Raw genomic sequence first — 21,840 nt, 5'->3', positions numbered from 1 at the left:
ATTCAAGAATTTGTGTAGTAAAAAAAGTTATGGCTCATTTTATGGGTTTTAATTGATTATTTAGAGTGGTTTAGGTATAATTTGCAGTGTTGTTAAAGTGATAGGAGGGTGCTAAATGGGAAAAGCTTTGATTATCGGTGCTGGTGGAGTGGCCAGTGTTGCTATTCATAAATGTTGCCAGAATCCAGATGTATTTGAAGAGATTTGTATTGCCAGTAGAACTGTGGAAAAATGTGAAGCCATTAAAAACCAATTGGCAGGAAGCCGCACAATAATTCATACGGCTCAGCTTGATGCTGATAATACGGATATGGTTATTGACTTGATTAAAAGCTTTAAGCCAGATATTGTTATAAACCTTGCCCTCCCTTATCAGGATTTGACGATTATGGATGCCTGTTTAGCAACTGGGGTTGATTACTTAGATACTGCTAATTATGAACCACCGGATGTTGCTAAGTTTGAATACAAATGGCAGTGGGCTTATCGTGAGAAATTTGCTCAGGCAGGAATAACTGCTTTGTTAGGAAGCGGTTTTGATCCAGGAGTTACGGGTGTCTTTTGTGCCTATGCCCAGAAACACTATTTTGATGAAATCCATACCATAGATATTGTCGATGCTAATGCGGGTGATCATGGATATCCCTTCGCTACTAATTTTAATCCTGAAATTAATATTCGTGAAATTACTGCAAACGGTAGATACTATGAAAATGGTTCCTGGGTGGAGACGGATCCCCTTTCCATGAAAGCGGTTTATGACCTTCCAGAGATAGGCCCTAAAAGCATTTATCTTATGTACCATGAGGAATTAGAATCCTTAGCTGTTAATATCAAGGGAGTTAAGCGGATCAGATTCTGGATGACCTTCTCGGATAATTATCTTAATCATTTACGTGTTCTTGAAAATGTCGGAATGACTTCGATTGAGCCTATTGAATTTGAAGGGCAACAGATTATTCCGCTGCAATTTTTGAAGGCTGTACTTCCAGATCCAGCTTCCCTGGGTCCGCGAACTAAAGGAAAAACGAATATTGGTTGCATAATACAAGGAATCAAAGATGGAAAACCTAAAACCTATTATGTTTACAACGTGTGTGATCATCAAGAGTGTTATGCTGAGGTTGGATCCCAGGCTATATCCTATACAACAGGAGTTCCGGCGATGATCGGGGCTATGTTGATGCTTAAAGGTATTTGGAAAAAACCTGGCGTATTCAATGTTGAAGAGTTTGACCCTGATCCATTCATGGAAGCTTTAAATAAATGTGGTCTCCCGTGGCAAGAAAGTTTCTCGCCAACTCTCCTTGATTGAGGTGTATAAATTGGACATTGATATCAGTGCCCTGCCTTCACCCTGTTATATTGTAGATGAAAGACTACTTTCAAGAAATCTTGAAATACTGCATTCCGTACAACAGCGTACGGGATGCAGCATTCTCCTTGCCTTAAAAGGATTTTCAATGTATTCCGTATTTCCTCTTGTAGGTCAGTACCTGAAAGGGATAACCGCTAGTTCTTTATTCGAAGCTAAGCTGGGTAATGAAGAAATGGGAAAAGAAGTTCATATTTATGCTCCCGCCTATATTGAAGAGGAATTTGATCAAATCCTTAGACATTGTGATCATGTTACCTTTAATTCCTTTGACCAATGGAACCGCTTTAAAGACAAGGTGAAAAACTCTACAAAAAAAATAAGCTGTGGTGTTCGCATTAATCCGGAATATTCGGAGATAACGACGCCCATTTATGATCCTTGCTATCAGTATTCCAGACTCGGAGTCACTCTAGATAATTTTAGGCCTGAAGAGCTTGAAGGTATCGAAGGACTTCATTTTCATACCATGTGTGAGCAAAATTCGGATACTCTTGAACGAACGATTAAAGTGGTGGATCAAAAATTCGGTCATTTTATTAAGAAAATGAAATGGCTCAATTTAGGTGGAGGTCATCATATTACCAGACCTGATTATGATATTGAAACCTTGGTTCGTTCCATAAAGTTCTTTCAGGATAAATATGGAGTCCATGTATACCTGGAACCAGGTGAGGCAGTGGCTTTGAATACCGGTTATCTAGTTGCTAGGGTTCTGGATATAGTTGATAATGATATGAAAATTGCCATTTTAGATACTTCGGCTGCATGTCACATGCCAGATGTACTTGAAATGCCCTACAGACCGAATATAATAGATGCTGGAGGGCCCGATGAATATTCATATACCTATAGACTAGGCGGGCTTACATGTCTAGCCGGAGATATCATTGGCGACTACTCCTTCAAACAACCTTTAAAGCCGGGGGATAGGCTTGTCTTCTGCGACATGGCCCACTATACCATGGTGAAGAACAATACCTTTAATGGGGTTAATCTCCCTTCCATCGCCCGTTTCAACCAAAAAGAAGGCATTAAAGTCGTTAAACAATTTGGTTATGAAGATTTCAAGACCCGTCTTTCCTAAGGGTTCTAGCAAGCTACGACTTGCTAGGTAAGGTAACGTTTGTTCCTTTTTTACCTTGTAGTGCCATTTTCAGAAAATGGGATCAGGCTGTGCGCTTGCGCAGTCTGAACTTTTGAGTGATACTCTCCCAAACTATCTGATTTACTGCGATACAAGTATTGAAAGCAGGAATTTGTCTATCTGCACAGAATTATATGTATGTTGTATACAAACTTTGTTTTAGTATAAATAGGTTTTATTAGAGGAGGTAAACCATGATCCGCGTTGCAATTACTGGTTTCGGTAGAATTGGTCGACTTACACTGCGTTCCGCCCTCAATCAATCACTCCCATTCGAAGTGGTGGCCATTAACGATATGGGAAGTCCCGATCAGTTAGCTCATTTGCTCAAGTACGATTCGGTGCACGGAACCCTTCCCAATACAGTGGAAGTTGACGGTCAGGCCTTGGTTATTGATGGAAAACGTATTGAAATTGTGGCTGATAGAAACCCTCTAAATCTGCCTTGGAATAAACTCGGAGTAGACATAGTGATCGAGTGCACAGGTAAATTTAAGAAACGTGATGAGGCAGCAAAACATATTACCGCAGGAGCTAAAAAAGTTGTTATCACTGCTCCAGCCAAAGAAGAAGATATCACCATTGTAATGGGAGTTAATGACGATCTATATGATCCCCTTAATCACCACGTAATTTCCAATGCTTCTTGTACTACCAATTGCCTGGCACCTGTTGCTAAAGTGCTAGTGGATTCTTTTGGGATTGAACAAGGGATGATGACAACCATTCATTCAGTGACCAATGACCAACGCACGGTTGACGTAAAACATAAAGACTGGCGAAGATCAAGGGCTGCCTATCAATCAATGATTCCAACAACGACGGGTGCAGCTAAAGCAGTTACCCTTGTTATACCAGAATTGGAAGGAAAAATGACTGGACTAGCTGTACGAGTTCCTACTCCGAATGTATCCTTAGTCGATTTTGTGGCTAATTTAACAAGACCTGCCACTAAAGAAGAGGTGAATAACGCTTTTCGCCAGGCAGCAAATGGCAGCATGAAAGGATACCTGGAATACACGGAATTACCCCTTGTTTCCCTGGATTATAATGGTAATCCTGCTAGCTCAATAGTAGATGGTTTGTCTACTATGATGCTTGGTGATCGTATGGTCAAAGTATTGGTTTGGTATGATAACGAATGGGGTTATTCTTGCCGAGTTATTGATTTAGTAAAGCTTATTGCAACGAAAGGTCTGTAGTTAAGAAGGAGGGGGTACCCATGAGGAGGACAAAAATTGTCTGTACAATTGGTCCGGCAAGTGAGTCCAAGGAAAAGGTTCAAGCTCTTCTAGCTGCAGGAATGGATGTTGCACGACTCAATTTTTCCCACGGAACCCACGAAGAACATGGCCGAAGAATAGCAATTCTAAAAGAAGAAGCTGCTAAAGCAGGAAAACATCTAGGGATTCTACTCGATACCAAGGGACCAGAAATACGCACTGGAAAGGTCCCTGAAACGGGAGTTACTCTTGAAAATGGTTCAAACTTTGATCTGGATATAGACCTTAGTATCCTTGGCGATGAACGACGAGTTGGAATTACCTATACTGATTTGTGGCGAAAGGTTAACCCAGGCAGTCATATTCTCATTGATGATGGTCAAATTGAATTAGAAGTAGTCGCTGTAGATACTGAAATAATTCATACGGTTGTTCGTAATGGCGGAGTGCTTAAATCCCAAAAGGGAGTTAATATTCCAAGTGCGCTTATCGACCTGCCTGCTGTAACTGAAAGGGATATCGAAGATATTCGCTTTGGCATTTCCCAGGGAATTGATTTTATTGCCGCTTCGTTTACCCGCAAGGCCTTAAATGTCTTGGACGTGCGTAGGGTTGTAGAGGAAATGGGAGCGGATGTTCATATAATCGCTAAGATCGAAAGCCGAGAAGGCCTGGATAATCTAGACGCTATTCTTGAAGTCGCTGACGGTCTCATGGTAGCCCGGGGTGACCTAGGGGTAGAAATTCCGGTTGAAGAAGTTCCTATTAGACAGAAGGAAATGATTCGTAAGTGTAATTTATTAGGTAAACCTGTGATTGTGGCAACACAGATGCTAGACTCTATGATTCGACAACCCAGGCCTACACGTGCAGAGGCCAGTGATGTTGCCAATGCAATTCTAGATGGTACGGATGCGATTATGTTATCTGGCGAAACAGCAGCGGGTTTATATCCCATTGAAGCTGTTCGTATGATGGATAGAATATCTAAGCGTACAGAAATAACCTGTCTGGACAATCAAGCTTCTCGACATCCTCAAATCAATGTTGCTGAGGCGATTTGTTTTGCAAGCTTTACAATTGCAAAGGACCTTCATGCAGCTGCCATTCTTACGCCCACACATTCGGGCTTGACTGCTCGGATGATCTCCAAGTATCGCCCTATTGCCTTAATCGTTGCAGCAACTCCGTTTGCAGCAACAGCTAGAAAATTAGCGCTGCAATGGGGTGTCCAACCATTAGTCGTCCCTAAAAGTTCAGGAACGGATGAAATGGTTTCGGTTGCTGTTAATACGTCATTAAATGATAATTATATTCAGTCTGGTGATGTAGTGGTCATTACAGCGGGGGTTCCAATTGGTAAGGTTGGTACGACAAACATGATAAAAGTTCAAGTCATGGGAAATATTTTGGCTAAAGGTACCGGCATCGGACGTAAGTCCTATTCTGGCTTTGCCCGCAGAGTTCAAATTCCAAATAGTGAGGATTTCAAGGATGGGGAAATTTTAATCACAGAGTCTACGGATGCTAGCTTCGTACCCTTAATTGCTCGGGCAGGAGCGTTAGTTGTTGAAGAAGGCGGGTTGACATCTCATGCGGCCATAGTAGCTTTACAATTCGGCATCCCAACAATTGTCGGGGCTATAGACGCCTTTTCCAAGGTTACTGATGGACAGTCCTTGACAGTCGATGCTCTAACGGGTTTGATGTATGAAGGGTCGGTTAGTATTCTCTAAAGATACACGGATATGATATTTAAGGAATACAAAAGGATAACGTAGTCTTTTATTATTATAGAAGGATAGCAGCGCTATCCTTCTTTTTAATCAGACTCCTCGCCGCTGTGCGACACCATGATGAATGAAAAATCCTTTACGCTTTTGTCATTTGCTATGAAAGCAACTTAAGCGCTATGTCATCCTGAAGGAGGGACGACTGAAGGATCTTAGAAGTTTCGATATTGCAAGGATGACAGAATAATTTTTGTTTAGTATTTGAATGGTTAGGGAATCCAATCTGCCCCCTGCCTTATCGAAAGGGCTTGTAGTAGCCTAGAAATGAAGAGTTATGGTATAATTAACCTAGTTATTACTCATTTCTTAGATGGACAACTCTGGGGTTCTGGTTTAGTGTAATAATCTAAAACCAAACTTCTAAAGTTATAGTATATAGTGATTAAGCCAGAGTCTTAACCGGAAAGTTAAGAACTCTGGCATTGTTATACAATGTTTTTAGAGAGGTTAAGAATGGAATGAAAAAAGAGTCCATTTATGAATTGACGCTCGAACAACTGATTGAATGGCTTATGTTGCATGGACATAAAAAATCCCGAGCTTTAAACGTTTGGGATTGGCTTTATAGGAAAAGGGTAACAAAGTTTTCAGTAATGACGGATGTTAATCACGATTGTCTGAACTTATTAGAGGACCATTTTGTCATCCAAACCTTATGTGAGCATATCAAGCAGGAATCGACGGATGGAACGATCAAATATTTATTCAAATTACAGGATGATCATCTGATTGAAACAGTCCTCATGAAACATAAATTCGGCTTATCTGTTTGTGTCACGACTCAAGTAGGCTGCAACATCGGCTGTAGCTTTTGTGCGAGTGGTTTAATGATAAAACAACGTGATCTATCTAGTGGTGAAATCGTTGAACAAATCATGAAGGTTCAACAAGACATGGATAAGGCCAATCATGGTGACATTGTAAGTCATGTTGTAGTGATGGGAATCGGCGAACCTTTTGATAATTATGATCATGTAGCTAACGCCTTGCGAATCATTAAAGATCACAAAGGACTGTCCATACCTGGTAGACATATCACTATATCAACCAGCGGCTTAGTCGAAAAAATTTACGAGTTTGCAGATAGTGATTTGAAGGTAAACCTTGCCATCTCCTTACATGCGCCGACAAACGAACTTAGAGAACAAATTATGAAAATTAATCGTGTCTATCCTATAGAAAGTTTGATTCAGGCTATTGAGTATTACTTAGCTAAAACGAATCGCAGGATAACGTTAGAATATATTTTAATTAAGGATCTGAATGATCATAAAGAGCACGCATGGCAGCTTGCAAACTTGATTAAATCTGTAAAACCCCTCGTAAATGTTAATCTAATACCCTATAACCCAGTGGATGAACACCAGCAATACCAGAGAAGTGACCATGCAACGATGCTCGCTTTTTATGATATTCTGAAAAAGCAACGTATCAACTGCAGTATTCGTCTTGAACATGGAAGAGATATCGATGCTGCATGTGGACAATTACGAAGTAAACAAGTCAAAGCACATCAGGATTAATTGTTAGAGAAAAGGAGAATCTGCAAGAAGGATGTATAGTTTTAAGGACGATTATAGCGAGGGAGCACACCCTAGGATATTAAATGCACTAATAGCCTCTAACCTCGAACAATTGGCAGGCTACGGAGAGGATAAATACTCCCTTGAAGCCATAGACTTGATAAAACAAAGAATTCAGCGTGATGACATCTATATTCATTTGTTTTCCGGCGGAACCCAAACGAATCTCACGGTTATTTCCGCATTTTTAAGACCTCACGAAGCAGCGATTGCGGCCAACACCGGTCATATTCTTGTGCATGAGACCGGAGCTATTGAAGCTACAGGGCATAAAATCATATCGTGCGAAGTTAAAGATGGTAAGCTTGCCCCCGCTCATATCAAAACTGTCCTGGATACACACACGGACGAACACATGGTAAAGCCAAAACTAGTTTACATCTCCAATCCAACGGAGATTGGCTCAATTTATTCAAAGGGTGAACTTAAACAGCTAAGTCAGTTTTGTAAGGAAAACAATTTATATATTTACCTTGATGGTGCACGCTTAGGATCGGCTCTATGTTCGGAAGAGAATGATATCGAACTGTCTGATTTAGCTACATTGGTTGATGCTTTCTACATTGGTGGAACCAAGAATGGTGCCCTGCTGGGGGAAGCTCTAGTGATCTGTAAGGATTCTCTTAACGAGGATTTTCGATTTTACATTAAGCAAAGAGGGGGACTGCTTGCCAAAGGTCGAGTCCTTGGCATTCAGTTTCTAGAACTTTTTAAAGATGACTTATTTTTTGATCTGGCAAGACACGCTAATGCTATGGCAAGGTTGCTGAGAAATGAAATCAGCCGGGCTGGATATACATTTTTGACGCACTCAACCTCCAATCAAATCTTCCCGATTTTGCCTAATTGGTTAATCGAAAAACTTCAGGAAAAGTACTCTTTTTATATTTGGGCAAAAATCGATACGGATCATTCCGCCATCCGCATCGTTACCTCCTGGGCTACACAAGAGGAGGCTGTTTCTGCTTTTATCGAGGATATAGTGAACTCGTTCAACTAAGAGCTGAAAATCGAGTAAGAGGCACTCCCACTTACAAGAAGTGGGAGCCTTAATATTGGATAAATGACCTAAAATAGGTCAAAACAGGGGGACAATTCGTCGTTTCTAACCTAAACGACGAACTGTCTCCTTATTTGACTGGTATGCTTGGAAACAGCTTGTGAAAAACATGATATAATTATGAAAAGCGAAAAATACAGTCGAGGAGTTCAGTTATGACGGATTTTTTTCCCCGAATTCGCAGTATACTCACGTTTAACATAGCGATTTTATTCTTAGTGAATCTATTTATACAATCAGATCTAATACAAGAAATCAATCTCATAATTTTGCTAGTCGTAATTGTGCTTAGTTTTACTGCAGTTTCGGGTACCAGTTTGCTTATTGGTTCTATGTCATTTGGCTTAAGCATAAGTCTTTTTCTATTCTATGATGCTCCTCTGATCGTTTGGCAGCAAGCTTTCCAAGAAAACATATATTTAGTCGTTATGTTCACTCTAGTACCGCTGTTAGGTATTCCTATTCAGCATGGGGGATATTTTGAAGCTTTGCAAGGTGTGTTTAGACGTTATATTTATTCTAACAGTCGATTTTATTTGCTCGTAAGTTTCGTGTCTGCTTTTGTTGGAGTCTTAGTTAATTTGGCTGTAGTACCCCTAGTTCTTCAGGTTAGTCAGGCCAGTAGTAAACGTTCTAATAAAAAGTTACTAAGCTCAGCAATTGTCCGAGGTTTTGCGACTTGCACGATCTGGGCACCTACAACAGCTGCCATAGCACTTATCGTGCAATTGAGCGGCGCGAGTTGGCCTTTGTTTTTTCCTTATGCAATTTTATGCGGAGTCATTGCTGGTTTGGTCGGATACTTTATGACAATGCATGAAGAAACGAAAGCGGGTAAGGATTTTACTTCCATTGATGAGGAACCTCATGTTGAATTTGATATGCAAAAAATAATTGAGTTAAGTACATTCAGTATTATTTTAATTTCTGCTATTGCGGGACTTTCATTTATTACCGGGATACATACCGTTATAGTCGTTTCTATTGCATCCTTAATCTTTCCAGTTCTGTGGCTTGGATTTATTGGACGTTTGAAGATTTTAATAAAAGAGTTCTGGGTGTATTTCCACGGTCTCCCAAAATTAAAAAATGAAATTGTTCTTTTTATGGGAGCAGGATTGTTGGCAACCAGCATCGACTACTCCCACTTGGGAAACTATATATCCTTTGTTTTATCCAATTTAGTCGGACAAAATGCCTTATTTCTTGCTATTGTCATTGTTCTAAGTATTCTAATGCTGTCTGCTTTAGGCATTCACCCAATTATTCCTGTTACGATAATTGGAGGAACGGTAAAGGCAGCTGCTTATGGAGTTACTCCGACTTACCTAGCCCTTGTTTTAGCTGTTAGCTGGGCGATGGGAATATCAATTTCGCCTTCATCAGCGACGGTTATTGCCTTATCAGGGTTGACAGGTCAGTCTCCTATCCACGTAGGGCCTCGTTGGAATGGCTTATATGTCATAATTTCTTCGACGGTCATGCTTTTCATTTTGACTGTGTTCCGAATTATTGGATGGTTATAACCAACACTCACTTTTTTATGAAATACTAACCTAGACCCCCTTTTAGAGAAAAGGGGATTCGTATTGATTATAAAAAGGGATTATGAACCCAAATATAATTCGAATGTCGGTATAATGCGGAGGGAGAAATAATGCAAGGTTTATCTATAGGTAATGCAAGTGTGGCTATGATAAATAGGTACACAGAAACAAGAGAGATTTGCTTGGTTCCATATCATGTCACGTTCGCGTCTTTAAATAAGGTGAAGTTTTGTCGGGAATTCAAGATGGAAGAAAACCATGATATTATTCCCGTTCTTGAAAAGGAAGCTCAATTAACGATTTCTAAACTTAAAGCTACTTGGCTATTTCGCAATGGAATTATTGTTAATATAACATCTGATCTTAACCCAGCGGAACGAATTATTTATTTTGAGCTTATTCTTGCTCCAGAAACGACCCAAACCTCTTTCATTGAACTTCTAGAATACCTAAATAATTGCATTTAGAAAATTAATTCTAGCTGGATATTATAAAGACATGAACAAATTTTTGTCCATGTCTTTTTGTTGCGATAACATTGTAGGTAAACACTGTTAGATAAAACCATGTCAATCAACGTTGAAATTCTGTCTGTTCATCATAAGGCCAAAGCCAAGTTCCAAAGTAAACCAAGAATTCCCATATAGAACTTATTACACGCATATAATTAGTCCCCTTTCCCATACAAGAATCAGACAATTCAGATAAGTTAGGTTATATCTAGGATATCTTTATATCGAGTTTTTGTCAATCTGATAAGGAAAAAATATAGTATTCTTTACAAATCAAATTTTTAGGAGTAATATCATTTTAGTTAAAATCAGAAACCTCATATATCCCCCAGAGTTTCTAAAATTAGTGGGCCGGAAAGCTGAGTGATTAAGATAGATTTGAAACGTAATTTTTTGAAAAAGAGGCTTGAGCTAACTCCTGTACAGCTTATTGTTATCAGTTACTTTTTGGCAACATTTGTTGCTATGATTCTGTTTTCTCTGCCTGTTACTTTAAAACAAGGGGTCACATTGTCTTTCGTTGACACACTGTTTACATCAGTAAGTGCAATATCAGTGACAGGTCTTTCAGTAGTTAGCATAGTAGATACTTTTAGTGTGTTTGGAATATTTATGCTTATGATAGTTTTGCAGTTTGGGGCAATTGGCTTAATGACTCTTGGGACATTCATTTACGTTATGATGGGAAGAAAGATCGGCTTAACACATCGTAGACTGATAATGATTGACCAGAATAGGGGAAATATTAAAGGCGTGGTGCAAACCATCAGGTTGGTGTTAGGTTTTGCTTTAACTATAGAATTCGTTGGCGCAATTATCTTTGGTACATACTTTTATTTAAGCGGATATGAAACCACATGGTACGAAGCATATTACGTTGGTTTATTTCACGCTCTATCTTCATACACTAATGCAGGTTTTGACATATTTGGTGATTCATTATATCGCTTCTCCCAAGACTACTTTGTACAGACATTAACCATGATCTTGTTAATACTGGGGGCATTGGGTTTCCCCGTGTTAATTGAGATAAGAACTAAACTTGCAAAGAAATACCCTGATTTTCGTTTCTCTTTATATACAAAACTTACCACATCGATTTTTTTTATTTTAATTCTACTTGGAGCATTAAGCTTCTTTTTATTGGAAAAAGATCTATTTATGGCAAACCTTCCTTGGCATGAAAAGGTATTCCATTCGTTGTTCTTTTCGGTTACTCCACGAAATGGGGGTCTTGCGACATTAGATGTTAATATATTTAGTACACCGACGTTATTCATTATTTCAATTTTAATGTTTATTGGGGCGTCTCCATCGAGTGTAGGTGGTGGCATTAGAACCACAACGTTTGCAGTAGTATTGTTGTCAATTTTTACGTTCTCAAAAGGCAAATCAGAAGTGCGTGTTTTTAAGAGAAGATTAGCCACAGAGGATATCATGAAAAGTTTCGTTGTATTCTCTACATCAATAATGTTGGTGATTACTGCGATTATCTTATTGGACAGTATTGAACAATATTCGCTCATTGGAATAATATTTGAGGTTTGTTCAGCTTTTGGTACAACTGGTTTATCAATGGGGTTTACAACTGAATTATCTACACCAGGTAAATATGTAATTATAGCTTTAATGTTTATTGGTCGAATTGGAATTTTAAGTGCCCTTTTGTTTATAAGTGGCAAAAACAATAAAGAGTCTTATCATCTTCCAGAGGAAAGAGTTATTATTGGTTGAAATATCATTAAGCCTAAGCGCCGGGACGTTCCCGGCGTTTTTTATTGTCAATAAATCACGGCGGAACCGTGACCCAAATCACATACTAGCGGCATTGATAGTGATAGTATAAAGCCATGGAACACAACGAACCAAATGAACCAACGAAACCAAGACGCGGTAAGGCGTCAAATATAAAAAAAGAATGGAGTTGTTAATCTATGTTTTGTTATCAATGTCAGGAAACAGCTAAGGGAACCGGTTGCACCATCAAAGGGGTCTGTGGGAAGACTGAAAATGTTGCGAATTTGCAAGACCTTCTAATCTACACATTAAAAGGAATCTCCATTTATGCCATTCAAGCGCGGGGACTTCACCTTGTTCGCAAGGATGTTGAAAAGTTCATTATGGAAAGTCTTTTTAGTACAATTACCAATGCCAACTTCGATAAACATCGTTTTATACATCGAATTCAAGAAGGACTCATACTTCGTGAAGATCTTAAACAAGCAATTATTAGAGTGGGCGGAACAATTCCTGGAAATTTACATGATGCAGCTACTTGGACTGCACCTGTCGGGGAATTCGAAAAGAAAGCTGCCGAAGTTGGTATCCTTGCCACGGAAAATGAAGATGTTCGCTCACTAAGAGAATTGCTCACCTACGGCTTAAAAGGAATGGCTGCATATGCCGAGCATGCATATACTCTTGAGTATCAAGAAAGTGGTATCTTCGCATTCATTGAAAAAGCCTTGGCAGCGACCCTTGACGATACACTAGAAGCTGGTGATCTTGTAGCTCTTGTCTTAGAAGCCGGGAAATATGGTGTGGACGTTATGGCCCTTTTGGATAAGGCTAATACTACAACTTACGGAAACCCAGAACTTACCAAGGTCAACATTGGGGTTAGGAAAAATCCAGCAATTCTAGTCAGCGGTCACGATCTGAAAGATCTCGAAGAATTGCTCATTCAAACCCAAGGAACAGGAGTAGATGTCTACACCCACGGAGAAATGCTCCCAGCCCATTACTACCCTGCCTTTAAGAAGTATGATAATTTCGTGGGCAATTACGGAAATGCTTGGTATAAACAAGATAAAGAATTTGACTCATTTAATGGCCCAATCTTTTTAACCACTAACTGTCTCGTTCCACCAAAAGACTCTTACAAAGATCGCATCTACACCACAGGCGTTGTCGGCTTTGAAGGGGTTAAGCATATCGCTGATCGCGCCGATGGAAAGGCTAAAGATTTCTCGGCACTGATTGCCCATGCTAAAAGCTGCCCAGCCCCAACGGAGATAGAGACCGGTGAAATCCTTGGTGGATTTGCTCATAACCAAGTCCTGGCCCTTGCTGATAAAGTAGTTGATGCTGTAAAATCAGGAGCCATTAAGCGATTCTTCGTTATGGCAGGCTGCGACGGCCGCATGAAGAGCCGTGACTATTACACCGATTTTGCTAAAGCCTTACCTCAAGACACCGTCATCCTAACGGCAGGATGTGCTAAATACAAATACAATAAACTGAACCTTGGGGACATCGGCGGTATTCCTAGAGTCCTTGATGCAGGACAATGTAATGACTCCTATTCCTTAGCCGTTATCGCCTTAAAACTTAAAGAAGTCTTCGGGCTGGATGATGTTAACAAACTTCCAATTTCGTATAACATTGCTTGGTATGAGCAGAAGGCAGTCATCGTGTTATTAGCCTTGCTACACTTAGGCGTGAAAAACATTCACTTAGGACCAACTCTTCCAGGTTTCTTGTCCCCGAATGTTGTCAAAGTCTTAGTTGAAAACTTTGGGATAGCAGGCATCTCCACGGTTGATGATGATATCAAAATGTTCATGGCATAATAGAATGCTTTCAATGTAAAGCCAGCATAAATGGGACTGCCTTCTACCCCGAAGGCAGTCATTTTACTATAACGTGTCAGCGAGTGTTAGGGGGACGTCCTTTTTGACACGGAATTGCGTGTCAAAAGGACCGTCCCCCTGACACGTTCTAACTTTCTGCCCCAAAAGCGCGTAAGGTAGGTATTTCTTAATGGATTAGCACATATGAAATTAAGTAAAATAGCTAACGCCTTATGGGAAAGGGAAGGGATTGTTCATGCAGTATCCGTATTTAACGGTACCCCTTGGTCAACATCGGTTACCTAAATTACCTTATGCATACAATGCACTTGAACCTGTTATAAGCGGAAGATTACTAGAAATTCATCATAGTCAGCATCATAAATCCTATGTGGAAGGTTTGAATAAAGCAGAAGTAAAACTAGTAGAGGCTAGGCAAAGAAGAGATTATAGCCTAATAAAACATTGGGAGCGAGAAATTGCCTTCCACGGTTCCGGTCATATTCTCCATAGCATTTATTGGACCTCTATGTCTCCTATGAGGAATCGATGGGAAACTCCCGGAGCTCAAATACACAAATATATTGCGAATTATTTCGGAAGCTTTATTGCCTTTCAGGAGCAATTTAGTGAGGCTGCTATAAATGTAGAAGGGTCTGGTTGGACACTGTTAGTATGGCAGCCGGCTTGGGGTCGTTTAGAGATCCTCACAATCGAGAAACATCAGAATCTCTTTCAAGCAGGTAGCATCCCCATTCTTGTAATGGACCTATGGGAGCATGCTTATTATTTGGACTATCTTTCAAAACGCAAGGACTATGTTAGGTCTTGGTGGCAAATTGTTAATTGGGCTATGGCAGAAAAACGTATAAACCTTGCCCTTTCAGTTCAAATGCCGCTCATTATTACTTAACTAGAATCATGTTCGAGGTCGGCTTATGTTCCTATCCTAAAAAAGATTAAGAATTAAGTACTTACTATACATAGAAAAATACTATAACTCAAAAGCTATGAACTAAGCAGTTGCAGTACACTGTTTTAGAACATGGAGGTGTGTTACCTATGAGAAAATGGGAAGATTTAACCAGAGATGAAAAAGAGATCATTAACACAATGAAAAACCAGGGGATCAGCCCTGATGAACTACTCGAAAGGATGCGTAACTCAGGAAGAATGAGTGAGGAAGCAATAGAGGGCTTACGAAAAGCCCTTGAAGATGTAAGACCATTTCTGGTTCACTAAAAATGTAAGTTGGTGTTGGGGGACAGTTGTCGACTTGCGCCCTCGACTTACACCAACGTGTACATATCCTCTGCGACAAAACAAAAGACGAATGTCAGCCTCATTACAGGCAGACATTCGTTTTTTTTGTACTGTCAGAAAGTTTAAAACTTCGTTATTATACTGCAAGAAGGCTTAACCCGTGCGAAGACGGTGTCTTCGTCGTCCAAGCATAAGTGCAACTATAATTTTAGATTTTTTCTGCGAGTAATTGCGAACATTTCTCTGCATAGTGATTAATCATGCGTTCGACGACGGATGAATCTAGCGGTCCATGCATACTTGGAGTTTTAAAAAATCGTTTTGGTAATTCAACCTTCCGAGGATCAAACCCTAATTTTTCTTTGAGTTGAAGTTTTGTTGAGTAAATCCGTTTGGCAATTGTTGTTAGGTGATCATCAGTCAGTGGATAACCTGCAGCCTGCAGGGCTTTTAGTACAGTCTCCCGATTATATAGTTTTCGAGCGAAGAGACAGATGACCAGGGAATTTAGAAGGCATCGCTCTAGCTCCTCGTCAAAGAGTGAAGCGACGGCTTTCTTTTCGTCAAAGGTTTTAATAGATTGATCGACAGCGTAACCGGCATTGCATAAATGTGAATGCCGAGCCCCAACGGTTAAACCCGTCAAATTTGCATATCCCGTGTGATACCCTGGGATTTCATTACCTGCAACTTGAAGAGCGAACTCTTCACCACCATAGGCGGCACCAGCAAAACGAGTTCCTTCCCCGAGAGTTTGGTAAAAAGGATTTATACGGCTCGCTAGATTTAGGATAGCTTTATAATAATTTTCAGTATCTCCAAACGTAAGGGGTAGCAGGGTTTCAGTTTCGGTCACAATACCCTGCATTAGGCTTTCAGTTGCCCAAGCTAAAGCAACACCTGTTGAAATGGCGTCCATGCCAGTCTTTTCGACTGCTTCGATGAGTTGTAAAACGTCATCTGTCTTACTAATTCCAAGTAATGTGCCTAACGAATAGATTAGCTCATAGTCATAGGCAACGCTCACAGATTCATAATCGTAACCTTCATCGAATTTTCTCCGAAATTGACCAATATGGATACAGCCGACTGGGCAACCGGTGCAAGCAATCTTACGGACAAGATTTTTTTCGCCAAAGGCTTCTCCGCTTATCTGGTCAGCACCCTCAAAGCGATTAACCGTCAGATTCTTGGTGGGCAAAGCACCTAAAGCATTGATTACTTTAACATTAATCGTTGTCCCTAAGTCGTGATATTTAGACATCAGGTCAGTATCAGTCACTGCTTTAAAAATACTTTGGTAGGTTTTGAAATAATCTTTAAAGTCTTTTATTTTAGTAGTTTTATCCCCAGTAACTATAATTGCTTTAAGAAGCTTGCTTCCCATTAAGGCGCCAAGGCCTAGCCTGCCAAAATGCCGATAGGTGTCAACACAAACACTTGCAAACTTGACCATTTTTTCCCCAGCAGGCCCGATTCTCAGAATGCTCCGCTTGCCGCTTGCTTCTCCTGAATCCCGAAGGAACTGACCAACTACATCCGAATCCATTCCCCATATTGGTCGGGCATCTTTAATAGTAACGTTTCCTCCATCAATTGCGATGTATGAAGGCCGAGGCGCTTTGCCATGGATCACAACCGCATCAAACCCTGCCATCGATAAAGCTAAGGCCAGTCTGCCTCCAGCATAGCTTTCTCCCAATTCACCCGTCAGAGGGGAAATGAACATGGCCACTGTCTTCGTAATAAGCGGGTAGATACCAGAGATTGCGCCGATTGCTAATATCATAGGTTGTTCTGAAGCAAGAGGGGGGAGTTCAGGCCGCATAGTTTCTTCAAGCAGTTTCGAGGCTAGGCCGACTCCACCAAGAAACTCGGACAAATCCGTACGTTGCTTGATCTCGATCTTACTTGTTGAGAGGTCTATGTATAAAACCTTAGTGGTTTTTTCGTAGAACATTATTGCACCTCCTCAATTAACTGTAAACAACCATGGGGGCAAAAGCGCGCACATACACCACAATGTTTACAGACAATTGGCTTCTTAATGTCGGTATCAAAATGAATTGCATCGACTGTGCAGGCAGTTACGCAACGTTCGCATCCTACGCATTTGTCTTTATCTAGTAAAACCCCACCGGCCTGACGTCTTACAAGTGCTCCTGATGGACAGACTTCTGCACAGGGTACATCATCTTTGCACCCTTGACAGACGATCCCAATAAACTTACCAGTGAGTCCTCCGCTTGTTTTAATACGAATAGCACTCTTCAGGATAGAATGGTCCTGCTGATTAACCGCTGCACAAGTTATCATGCAGGATAAGCAACCAATACAGCGGTTCATTTCAACTGCTCTTAATACTCTCATAGTAACCTCCAGCAAAGTTTCGGTTATAGATGATCTGATAATCCAAGTATACTACAATATTCCAGTTACATAATAATTATTTGTCCCTATTTCTATAATTTTTTGGAGATGATCCGGGGACCCTATTCATTGTTAAGACATGGAATATAGTCTATAATCATATAAAGTAATAGAAAAATAGGGGGTCAAATCATGATTCTAACAACCACACCGTCAGTTGAAGGGAGAAAAATTACATCATATTTTGGCGTAATTACCGGAGAAGCTATTATGGGTGCCAACATCATGCGAGATATTTTTGCAAGCATCACAGATGTTATTGGTGGTCGTTCTGGTGCTTACGAAGAAAAATTACAGGAAGCACGACATATTGCCCTAAAGGAATTAGAGGAACGAGCAGCAAGGCTAGGCGCTAATGCGGTTGTAGGTATTGATTTGGATTATGAAGTCATCGGCCAAAGCGGCAGCATGTTAATGGTTAGTGCCTCAGGTACTGCGGTACGTATAGAGTAAAACCCTAGTGTAAAATACTAGCATTAAAACGAATCTTAAATACCGGTTAAGGATGTTTGACACATCTTAACCGGTTTACTATGTTTAGACAGTTTAACGTTTGATCTCATTTAAGGATGGATTAAGTATGAAAAGAAGTTTTCTGATACTTTGTATTATATTTATTACTGGACTATCGCTACTCAACAACGATGAGGTCATACCACCGGACAAGGCTGCAAACTCACAAGCTTCCAATTACAATTTATCGTTTGCAGTTTTAGGAGATGTTCATGGCAATACCGTTAGTCTTCAGAAAGCGATCAAAGATCTTTATCATATAAACCCAGGGATAAATGCCCTAATACTAAATGGCGATACAGTAGATCAAGGGATTAAGAAACAATATAATCGAATCCAATGGATTCTGCAAAAAAATCAATCCTTGCTGCCTAAAACGATAATTTGTAATATTGGAAACCATGAGTTTTTTAATTATGAGATAGAAAAAAACAGCCCCCAAGATGTAAACGCTTTTATTAATCGTTACCTTGATTTTGCAGATGAAGATAGGGTATATCATGACACTTGGCTTAATGGTTACCATTTTATATCCTTGGGGTCAGAGGACGGAAATTCTCAGACCCTTGATTCTATAAGATCTTATATTTCATACGAACAACAACAGTGGCTAATTGCTAAACTGGCTGAGAACTATGAAAAGGGCAAGCCGATCTTTGTTTTTCATCATCAACCATTGAATAGTAATTCCAACAACGGATGGGTAGGATCAGATCAAAGTGATGAAATCAAAAAAGTCCTATCTCAATATTCGGAGGTTATACTATTCACCTCCCATACACATGCTGATTTGACAGAGAAGAGTGTTGTACTAAATCAACCCTATACGAAGGTTCATACCGGAGCAGTTCATTACACTATTATACGGAACCCTCAAAAGCAAAGCAGGACAAGAGAGCCTCTCATCAAAGGCTTATATGTGGAAGTCAAGGGGAATCAGGTTGTTATAAAAGGACGGGATCTAAAAGAAAATTCATGGATCTTTACACAAGAGATTAATAACGAGAATACTCCTCCAGCATCAATCTAACTAAATGGTTCATGAAAGGAGTAAGCGGACGGAATATGAGAATCGTTGCCATTGGAGATTCTATTACGGAAGGATATCCTTATACCAAAAACGAGTCTTGGGTAACCTATTTGGCTCAGGAACTTAAATGTGAGGTCATCAATAAAGGTATCAATGGGGACTTGACTGAGATTATCCTTGAGCGCTTCCGACGTGATGTACTATCCTTTAATCCGACCCATGTTATCATCCTTGGTGGAACTAATGATGCTTATGCAAACTATCCCTTAGAAAAGGTAAGCCCAAATTTTACGGAAATGGTATCAATAAGCAAGGAGGCCGGGATCATCCCTATCCTCGGATTGCCCCTTCCATCCTTAGTGCCAGCAGAGGAGTTTTTTTTGATACAATATAGAGATTGGCTAAAAAACTTTGTGAAAACGAAAGGCTTGTTGCAGATTGATTTCTATACTCCCTTTCTGAAGCGCTTAGAGGCAGGCGAAGAATCTGAGCTTTTTGTGGATGAAGTGCATCCGAATCTTAAGGGTTATAAATTAATGGGCCAAACAGCTCTTAATGATTTAATAATTTACTTAAAGAACACCTAAGAGAATAGTCCAAGTGGTTACGCCAAATAATAGGGTATGTGAAACTGGACGGGTTCACAAAATTTGTGACTCTTGGAGGGTTTAATAGTGAAAATATATCGAGTCAACATGGCAAAGCTCTCGTTTGTTGTCGAAGAAGTACCTGATGAGTGGAAGGTTCTTGGAGGCAGAGGGCTAACTTCGGTTATTATCGCCAAGGAGGTTGAACCAACCTGTCATCCCCTAGGGAGCAAGAACAAATTAGTTTTTGCTCCAGGGTTACTGACAGGTACCATGGCGGCTAACGCGGGACGCTTATCGGCTGGTGCTAAAAGCCCGTTAACGGGAGGGATCAAGGAGAGTAACTCGGGGGGAACTGCAGCCCAAAGATTAGCGAAGCTTGGCGTAAAAGCCCTGATCATTGAGGACATCCCAGACGGAGATAAATGGTACTGCCTTCATGTTCACAAAGAGGGAGTGGAAATAAAAGAAGAGAATGAACTCCTAGGAAAGGGCAATTATGAAGTAATCCATACTTTGACTTCAAGGTATGGAGAAAATACCGGAGTACTCACTATTGGGCAGGCTGGAGAATATAAAATGTCCGCCGCAAATATTTCGGTAAAGGATCCCAAAGGCCATATTAGAAGTCTAGGACGGGGTGGGCTTGGTGCGGTAATGGGATCCAAACGGATCAAGTTCATAACCCTCGATGATAACGACGGAGAAGGGGTTGAAGTTCTCGACAAGGAAACGTTTCAAAAAGCAGCCAAAATCTTTAATAAGGGTTTGCTTAGTCACCCTGTCAGCGGGAATGCCCTGCCTAAATATGGAACCAACGTCCTCGTCAACATTCTTAATGAGGCTGGGGGACTACCTACTAAGAACTTCAGAATGGGCCAATTCGAGGGTGCCGAAAAGATTTGCGGTGAAACCATGTACGATACCATCATGGATAGAAAGGGAGATCCCACTCATGGCTGCCATGTCGGTTGTGTGATTCGTTGCTCGCAAACGTATAATGATAAAGACCATAAATACCTAACCTCTGGTTTTGAATACGAAACCATTTGGGGATTTGGAGCAGGTTGTACCGTAGACGATCTAGATATTATTGCTCATGTCGATCAGATCTGTGATGACATTGGTATTGACACCATTGAGACTGCCGGGACGATGATGGTGGCGATGGAAGCGGGTATCCTTCCTTGGGGGGATGGTCCTGGAATCCTGAAATTATTCAAAGAAGAAATTAAGGAAGGTACTCCTTTGGGCCGGATCCTGGGGAATGGTGCTGATTTTACAGGCCGAGCTTTTGGGGTAACCCGGATTCCTACAGTTAAACATCAAAGTATACCGGCCTATGATCCACGGGCGGTCAAGGGAATCGGTGTAACCTATGCTACGACTACCATGGGTGCCGACCATACAGCTGGGTATTCCGTTACTTCAAATGTTTTGAATGTGGGTGGTCGCATAGATCCCTTAGGTAAAGAGGGTCAGATTGAACTTTCGAGGAACTTGCAAATTGCTACTGCCTCCGTTGATAGTGCAGGTCTATGTGTCTTCACAGCATTTGCGATCTTAGACTATGAACCAGTCTCACATGCCCTTATTGACATGATCAATGCTCAATATGGCACGAACTGGTCTGTAGACGACTGGTTTGATCAGGGACGATATATTCTTAAAACGGAAAGGGCTTTTAACCAAGCAGCTGGATTTACAAACAAGGATGATCGTTTACCTGAATTCTTCAGTGAACCTGTACCTCCGCATAATGTTACCTGGGATTTTACTGGTGAAGAGCTTGATCAGGTGTTTCAATTTTAGAATCCGCAAAAGAATTATACGATTGAGCGGAAATAAAATACTCTCTTAATAAGGAGGCGAATGAAAATGGAAGTTAATGTAAAGCTTTTTGGAGACCTTCGTGAAGGCCGTTTTGAAGAAAAAAAGACTGTACTAGAGGAAAACAGTCGTGTAATTGATATAATCCATCAACACAACTTGCCATTAGATAAAGTCGCGATCTGCATGGTTAACAGTTGTCAAGCTGAATTTGGACAAATCTTAAAAAACCATGATATTGTTGCTTTTTCTCCTCCTGTCGGAGGCATGTAACAGGTATAGTTATCAAAAGAGGAGACTAGCTCGCTAGTCTCCTCTTTTATACTATCAGACCCCCATTCCACTTTGGGCACCACTATGAATAAAACTAAAGTG

The 21,840-nt window shown here is 40.5% G+C and carries 19 protein-coding genes; 17 read left to right on the top strand and 2 right to left on the bottom strand.

Annotated features, from left to right (window positions below; genetic code table 11):
• Positions 1 to 115: 115 nt before the first annotated feature.
• The 12 genes from HGJ98_RS03240 to HGJ98_RS03185 all read left to right on the top strand — a co-directional run bounded on the left by HGJ98_RS03240 (position 116) and on the right by HGJ98_RS03185 (position 15,054).
• A complete protein-coding gene (locus HGJ98_RS03240) occupies positions 116 to 1,315 on the top strand; it encodes a saccharopine dehydrogenase family protein (RefSeq protein WP_291349590.1) in 1,200 nt (399 codons plus the stop codon).
• Between the two features lie 10 nt (positions 1,316 to 1,325).
• Positions 1,326 to 2,462: a carboxynorspermidine decarboxylase gene (nspC, locus tag HGJ98_RS03235; protein ID WP_291349637.1), complete on the top strand. Its 1,137-nt coding sequence runs from the start codon at positions 1,326 to 1,328 to the stop codon at positions 2,460 to 2,462.
• 254 nt (positions 2,463 to 2,716) lie between these two features.
• Positions 2,717 to 3,724, top strand: coding sequence for a type I glyceraldehyde-3-phosphate dehydrogenase (gene gap / locus HGJ98_RS03230; RefSeq protein WP_291349589.1), 1,008 nt, complete (start codon positions 2,717 to 2,719; stop codon positions 3,722 to 3,724).
• A 20-nt stretch (positions 3,725 to 3,744) separates the two neighbouring features.
• Positions 3,745 to 5,481 carry a pyruvate kinase gene (gene pyk, locus HGJ98_RS03225; RefSeq protein ID WP_291349588.1) on the top strand — a complete coding sequence of 579 codons (1,737 nt, stop codon included), beginning with the start codon at positions 3,745 to 3,747 and terminating at the stop codon, positions 5,479 to 5,481.
• Between the two features lie 515 nt (positions 5,482 to 5,996).
• The gene (rlmN, locus tag HGJ98_RS03220; RefSeq protein WP_291349636.1) at positions 5,997 to 7,061 is read left to right on the top strand and encodes a 23S rRNA (adenine(2503)-C(2))-methyltransferase RlmN; all 1,065 of its coding nucleotides are present in this window, start codon (positions 5,997 to 5,999) and stop codon (positions 7,059 to 7,061) included.
• A gap of 31 nt (positions 7,062 to 7,092) precedes the next feature.
• Positions 7,093 to 8,121, top strand: a complete 1,029-nt coding sequence (locus HGJ98_RS03215) for an aminotransferase class I/II-fold pyridoxal phosphate-dependent enzyme (RefSeq protein ID WP_291349587.1) — start codon at positions 7,093 to 7,095, stop codon at positions 8,119 to 8,121.
• A gap of 215 nt (positions 8,122 to 8,336) precedes the next feature.
• Positions 8,337 to 9,707 (top strand): C4-dicarboxylate ABC transporter, encoded by a 1,371-nt coding sequence (locus HGJ98_RS03210; protein WP_291349586.1) that lies wholly within the window; start codon positions 8,337 to 8,339, stop codon positions 9,705 to 9,707.
• A 131-nt stretch (positions 9,708 to 9,838) separates the two neighbouring features.
• Positions 9,839 to 10,195: a hypothetical protein gene (locus tag HGJ98_RS03205; protein WP_291349585.1), complete on the top strand. Its 357-nt coding sequence runs from the start codon at positions 9,839 to 9,841 to the stop codon at positions 10,193 to 10,195.
• Positions 10,196 to 10,618: 423 nt separating this feature from the next.
• Positions 10,619 to 11,974 (top strand): TrkH family potassium uptake protein, encoded by a 1,356-nt coding sequence (locus HGJ98_RS03200; RefSeq protein WP_291349584.1) that lies wholly within the window; start codon positions 10,619 to 10,621, stop codon positions 11,972 to 11,974.
• Between the two features lie 200 nt (positions 11,975 to 12,174).
• Complete coding sequence (gene hcp / locus HGJ98_RS03195) at positions 12,175 to 13,812, top strand: hydroxylamine reductase (RefSeq protein ID WP_291349583.1); 1,638 nt, start codon at positions 12,175 to 12,177, stop codon at positions 13,810 to 13,812.
• Between the two features lie 256 nt (positions 13,813 to 14,068).
• Positions 14,069 to 14,725, top strand: a complete 657-nt coding sequence (locus HGJ98_RS03190; protein ID WP_291349582.1) for a superoxide dismutase — start codon at positions 14,069 to 14,071, stop codon at positions 14,723 to 14,725.
• A 149-nt stretch (positions 14,726 to 14,874) separates the two neighbouring features.
• The gene (locus HGJ98_RS03185) at positions 14,875 to 15,054 is read left to right on the top strand and encodes a hypothetical protein (protein ID WP_291349581.1); all 180 of its coding nucleotides are present in this window, start codon (positions 14,875 to 14,877) and stop codon (positions 15,052 to 15,054) included.
• A gap of 229 nt (positions 15,055 to 15,283) precedes the next feature.
• Here the strand turns inward: HGJ98_RS03185 and HGJ98_RS03180 are convergent, their stop codons facing one another.
• Positions 15,284 to 17,035: an aldehyde ferredoxin oxidoreductase C-terminal domain-containing protein gene (locus HGJ98_RS03180; protein WP_291349580.1), complete on the bottom strand. Its 1,752-nt coding sequence runs from the start codon at positions 17,033 to 17,035 to the stop codon at positions 15,284 to 15,286.
• The gene (locus tag HGJ98_RS03175) at positions 17,035 to 17,445 is read right to left on the bottom strand and encodes a 4Fe-4S binding protein (protein WP_291349579.1); all 411 of its coding nucleotides are present in this window, start codon (positions 17,443 to 17,445) and stop codon (positions 17,035 to 17,037) included. The genes HGJ98_RS03180 and HGJ98_RS03175 overlap by 1 nt, the downstream gene beginning before the upstream one ends.
• 192 nt (positions 17,446 to 17,637) lie before the next feature.
• Here HGJ98_RS03175 and HGJ98_RS03170 point away from each other — a divergent pair, with 192 nt between their 5' ends.
• From HGJ98_RS03170 to HGJ98_RS03150, 5 genes are all read left to right on the top strand, one after another.
• A complete protein-coding gene (locus HGJ98_RS03170; protein ID WP_291349577.1) occupies positions 17,638 to 17,958 on the top strand; it encodes a heavy metal-binding domain-containing protein in 321 nt (106 codons plus the stop codon).
• A gap of 127 nt (positions 17,959 to 18,085) precedes the next feature.
• Positions 18,086 to 19,048, top strand: coding sequence for a metallophosphoesterase (locus HGJ98_RS03165; RefSeq protein ID WP_291349576.1), 963 nt, complete (start codon positions 18,086 to 18,088; stop codon positions 19,046 to 19,048).
• A gap of 35 nt (positions 19,049 to 19,083) precedes the next feature.
• A complete protein-coding gene (locus HGJ98_RS03160; RefSeq protein ID WP_291349575.1) occupies positions 19,084 to 19,635 on the top strand; it encodes an SGNH/GDSL hydrolase family protein in 552 nt (183 codons plus the stop codon).
• A gap of 87 nt (positions 19,636 to 19,722) precedes the next feature.
• Entirely contained in the window at positions 19,723 to 21,447 is a 1,725-nt protein-coding gene (locus HGJ98_RS03155; RefSeq protein WP_291349573.1) for an aldehyde ferredoxin oxidoreductase family protein, read from the top strand.
• A gap of 66 nt (positions 21,448 to 21,513) precedes the next feature.
• Positions 21,514 to 21,738 carry a MoaD/ThiS family protein gene (locus tag HGJ98_RS03150; RefSeq protein ID WP_291349572.1) on the top strand — a complete coding sequence of 75 codons (225 nt, stop codon included), beginning with the start codon at positions 21,514 to 21,516 and terminating at the stop codon, positions 21,736 to 21,738.
• Positions 21,739 to 21,840: the final 102 nt, after the last annotated feature.

This window comes from Desulfosporosinus sp. (assembly GCF_014237355.1).
Taxonomy (GTDB): Bacteria; Bacillota; Desulfitobacteriia; order Desulfitobacteriales; family Desulfitobacteriaceae; genus Desulfosporosinus.
This window is presented reverse-complemented; position numbering and strand designations above follow the sequence as displayed.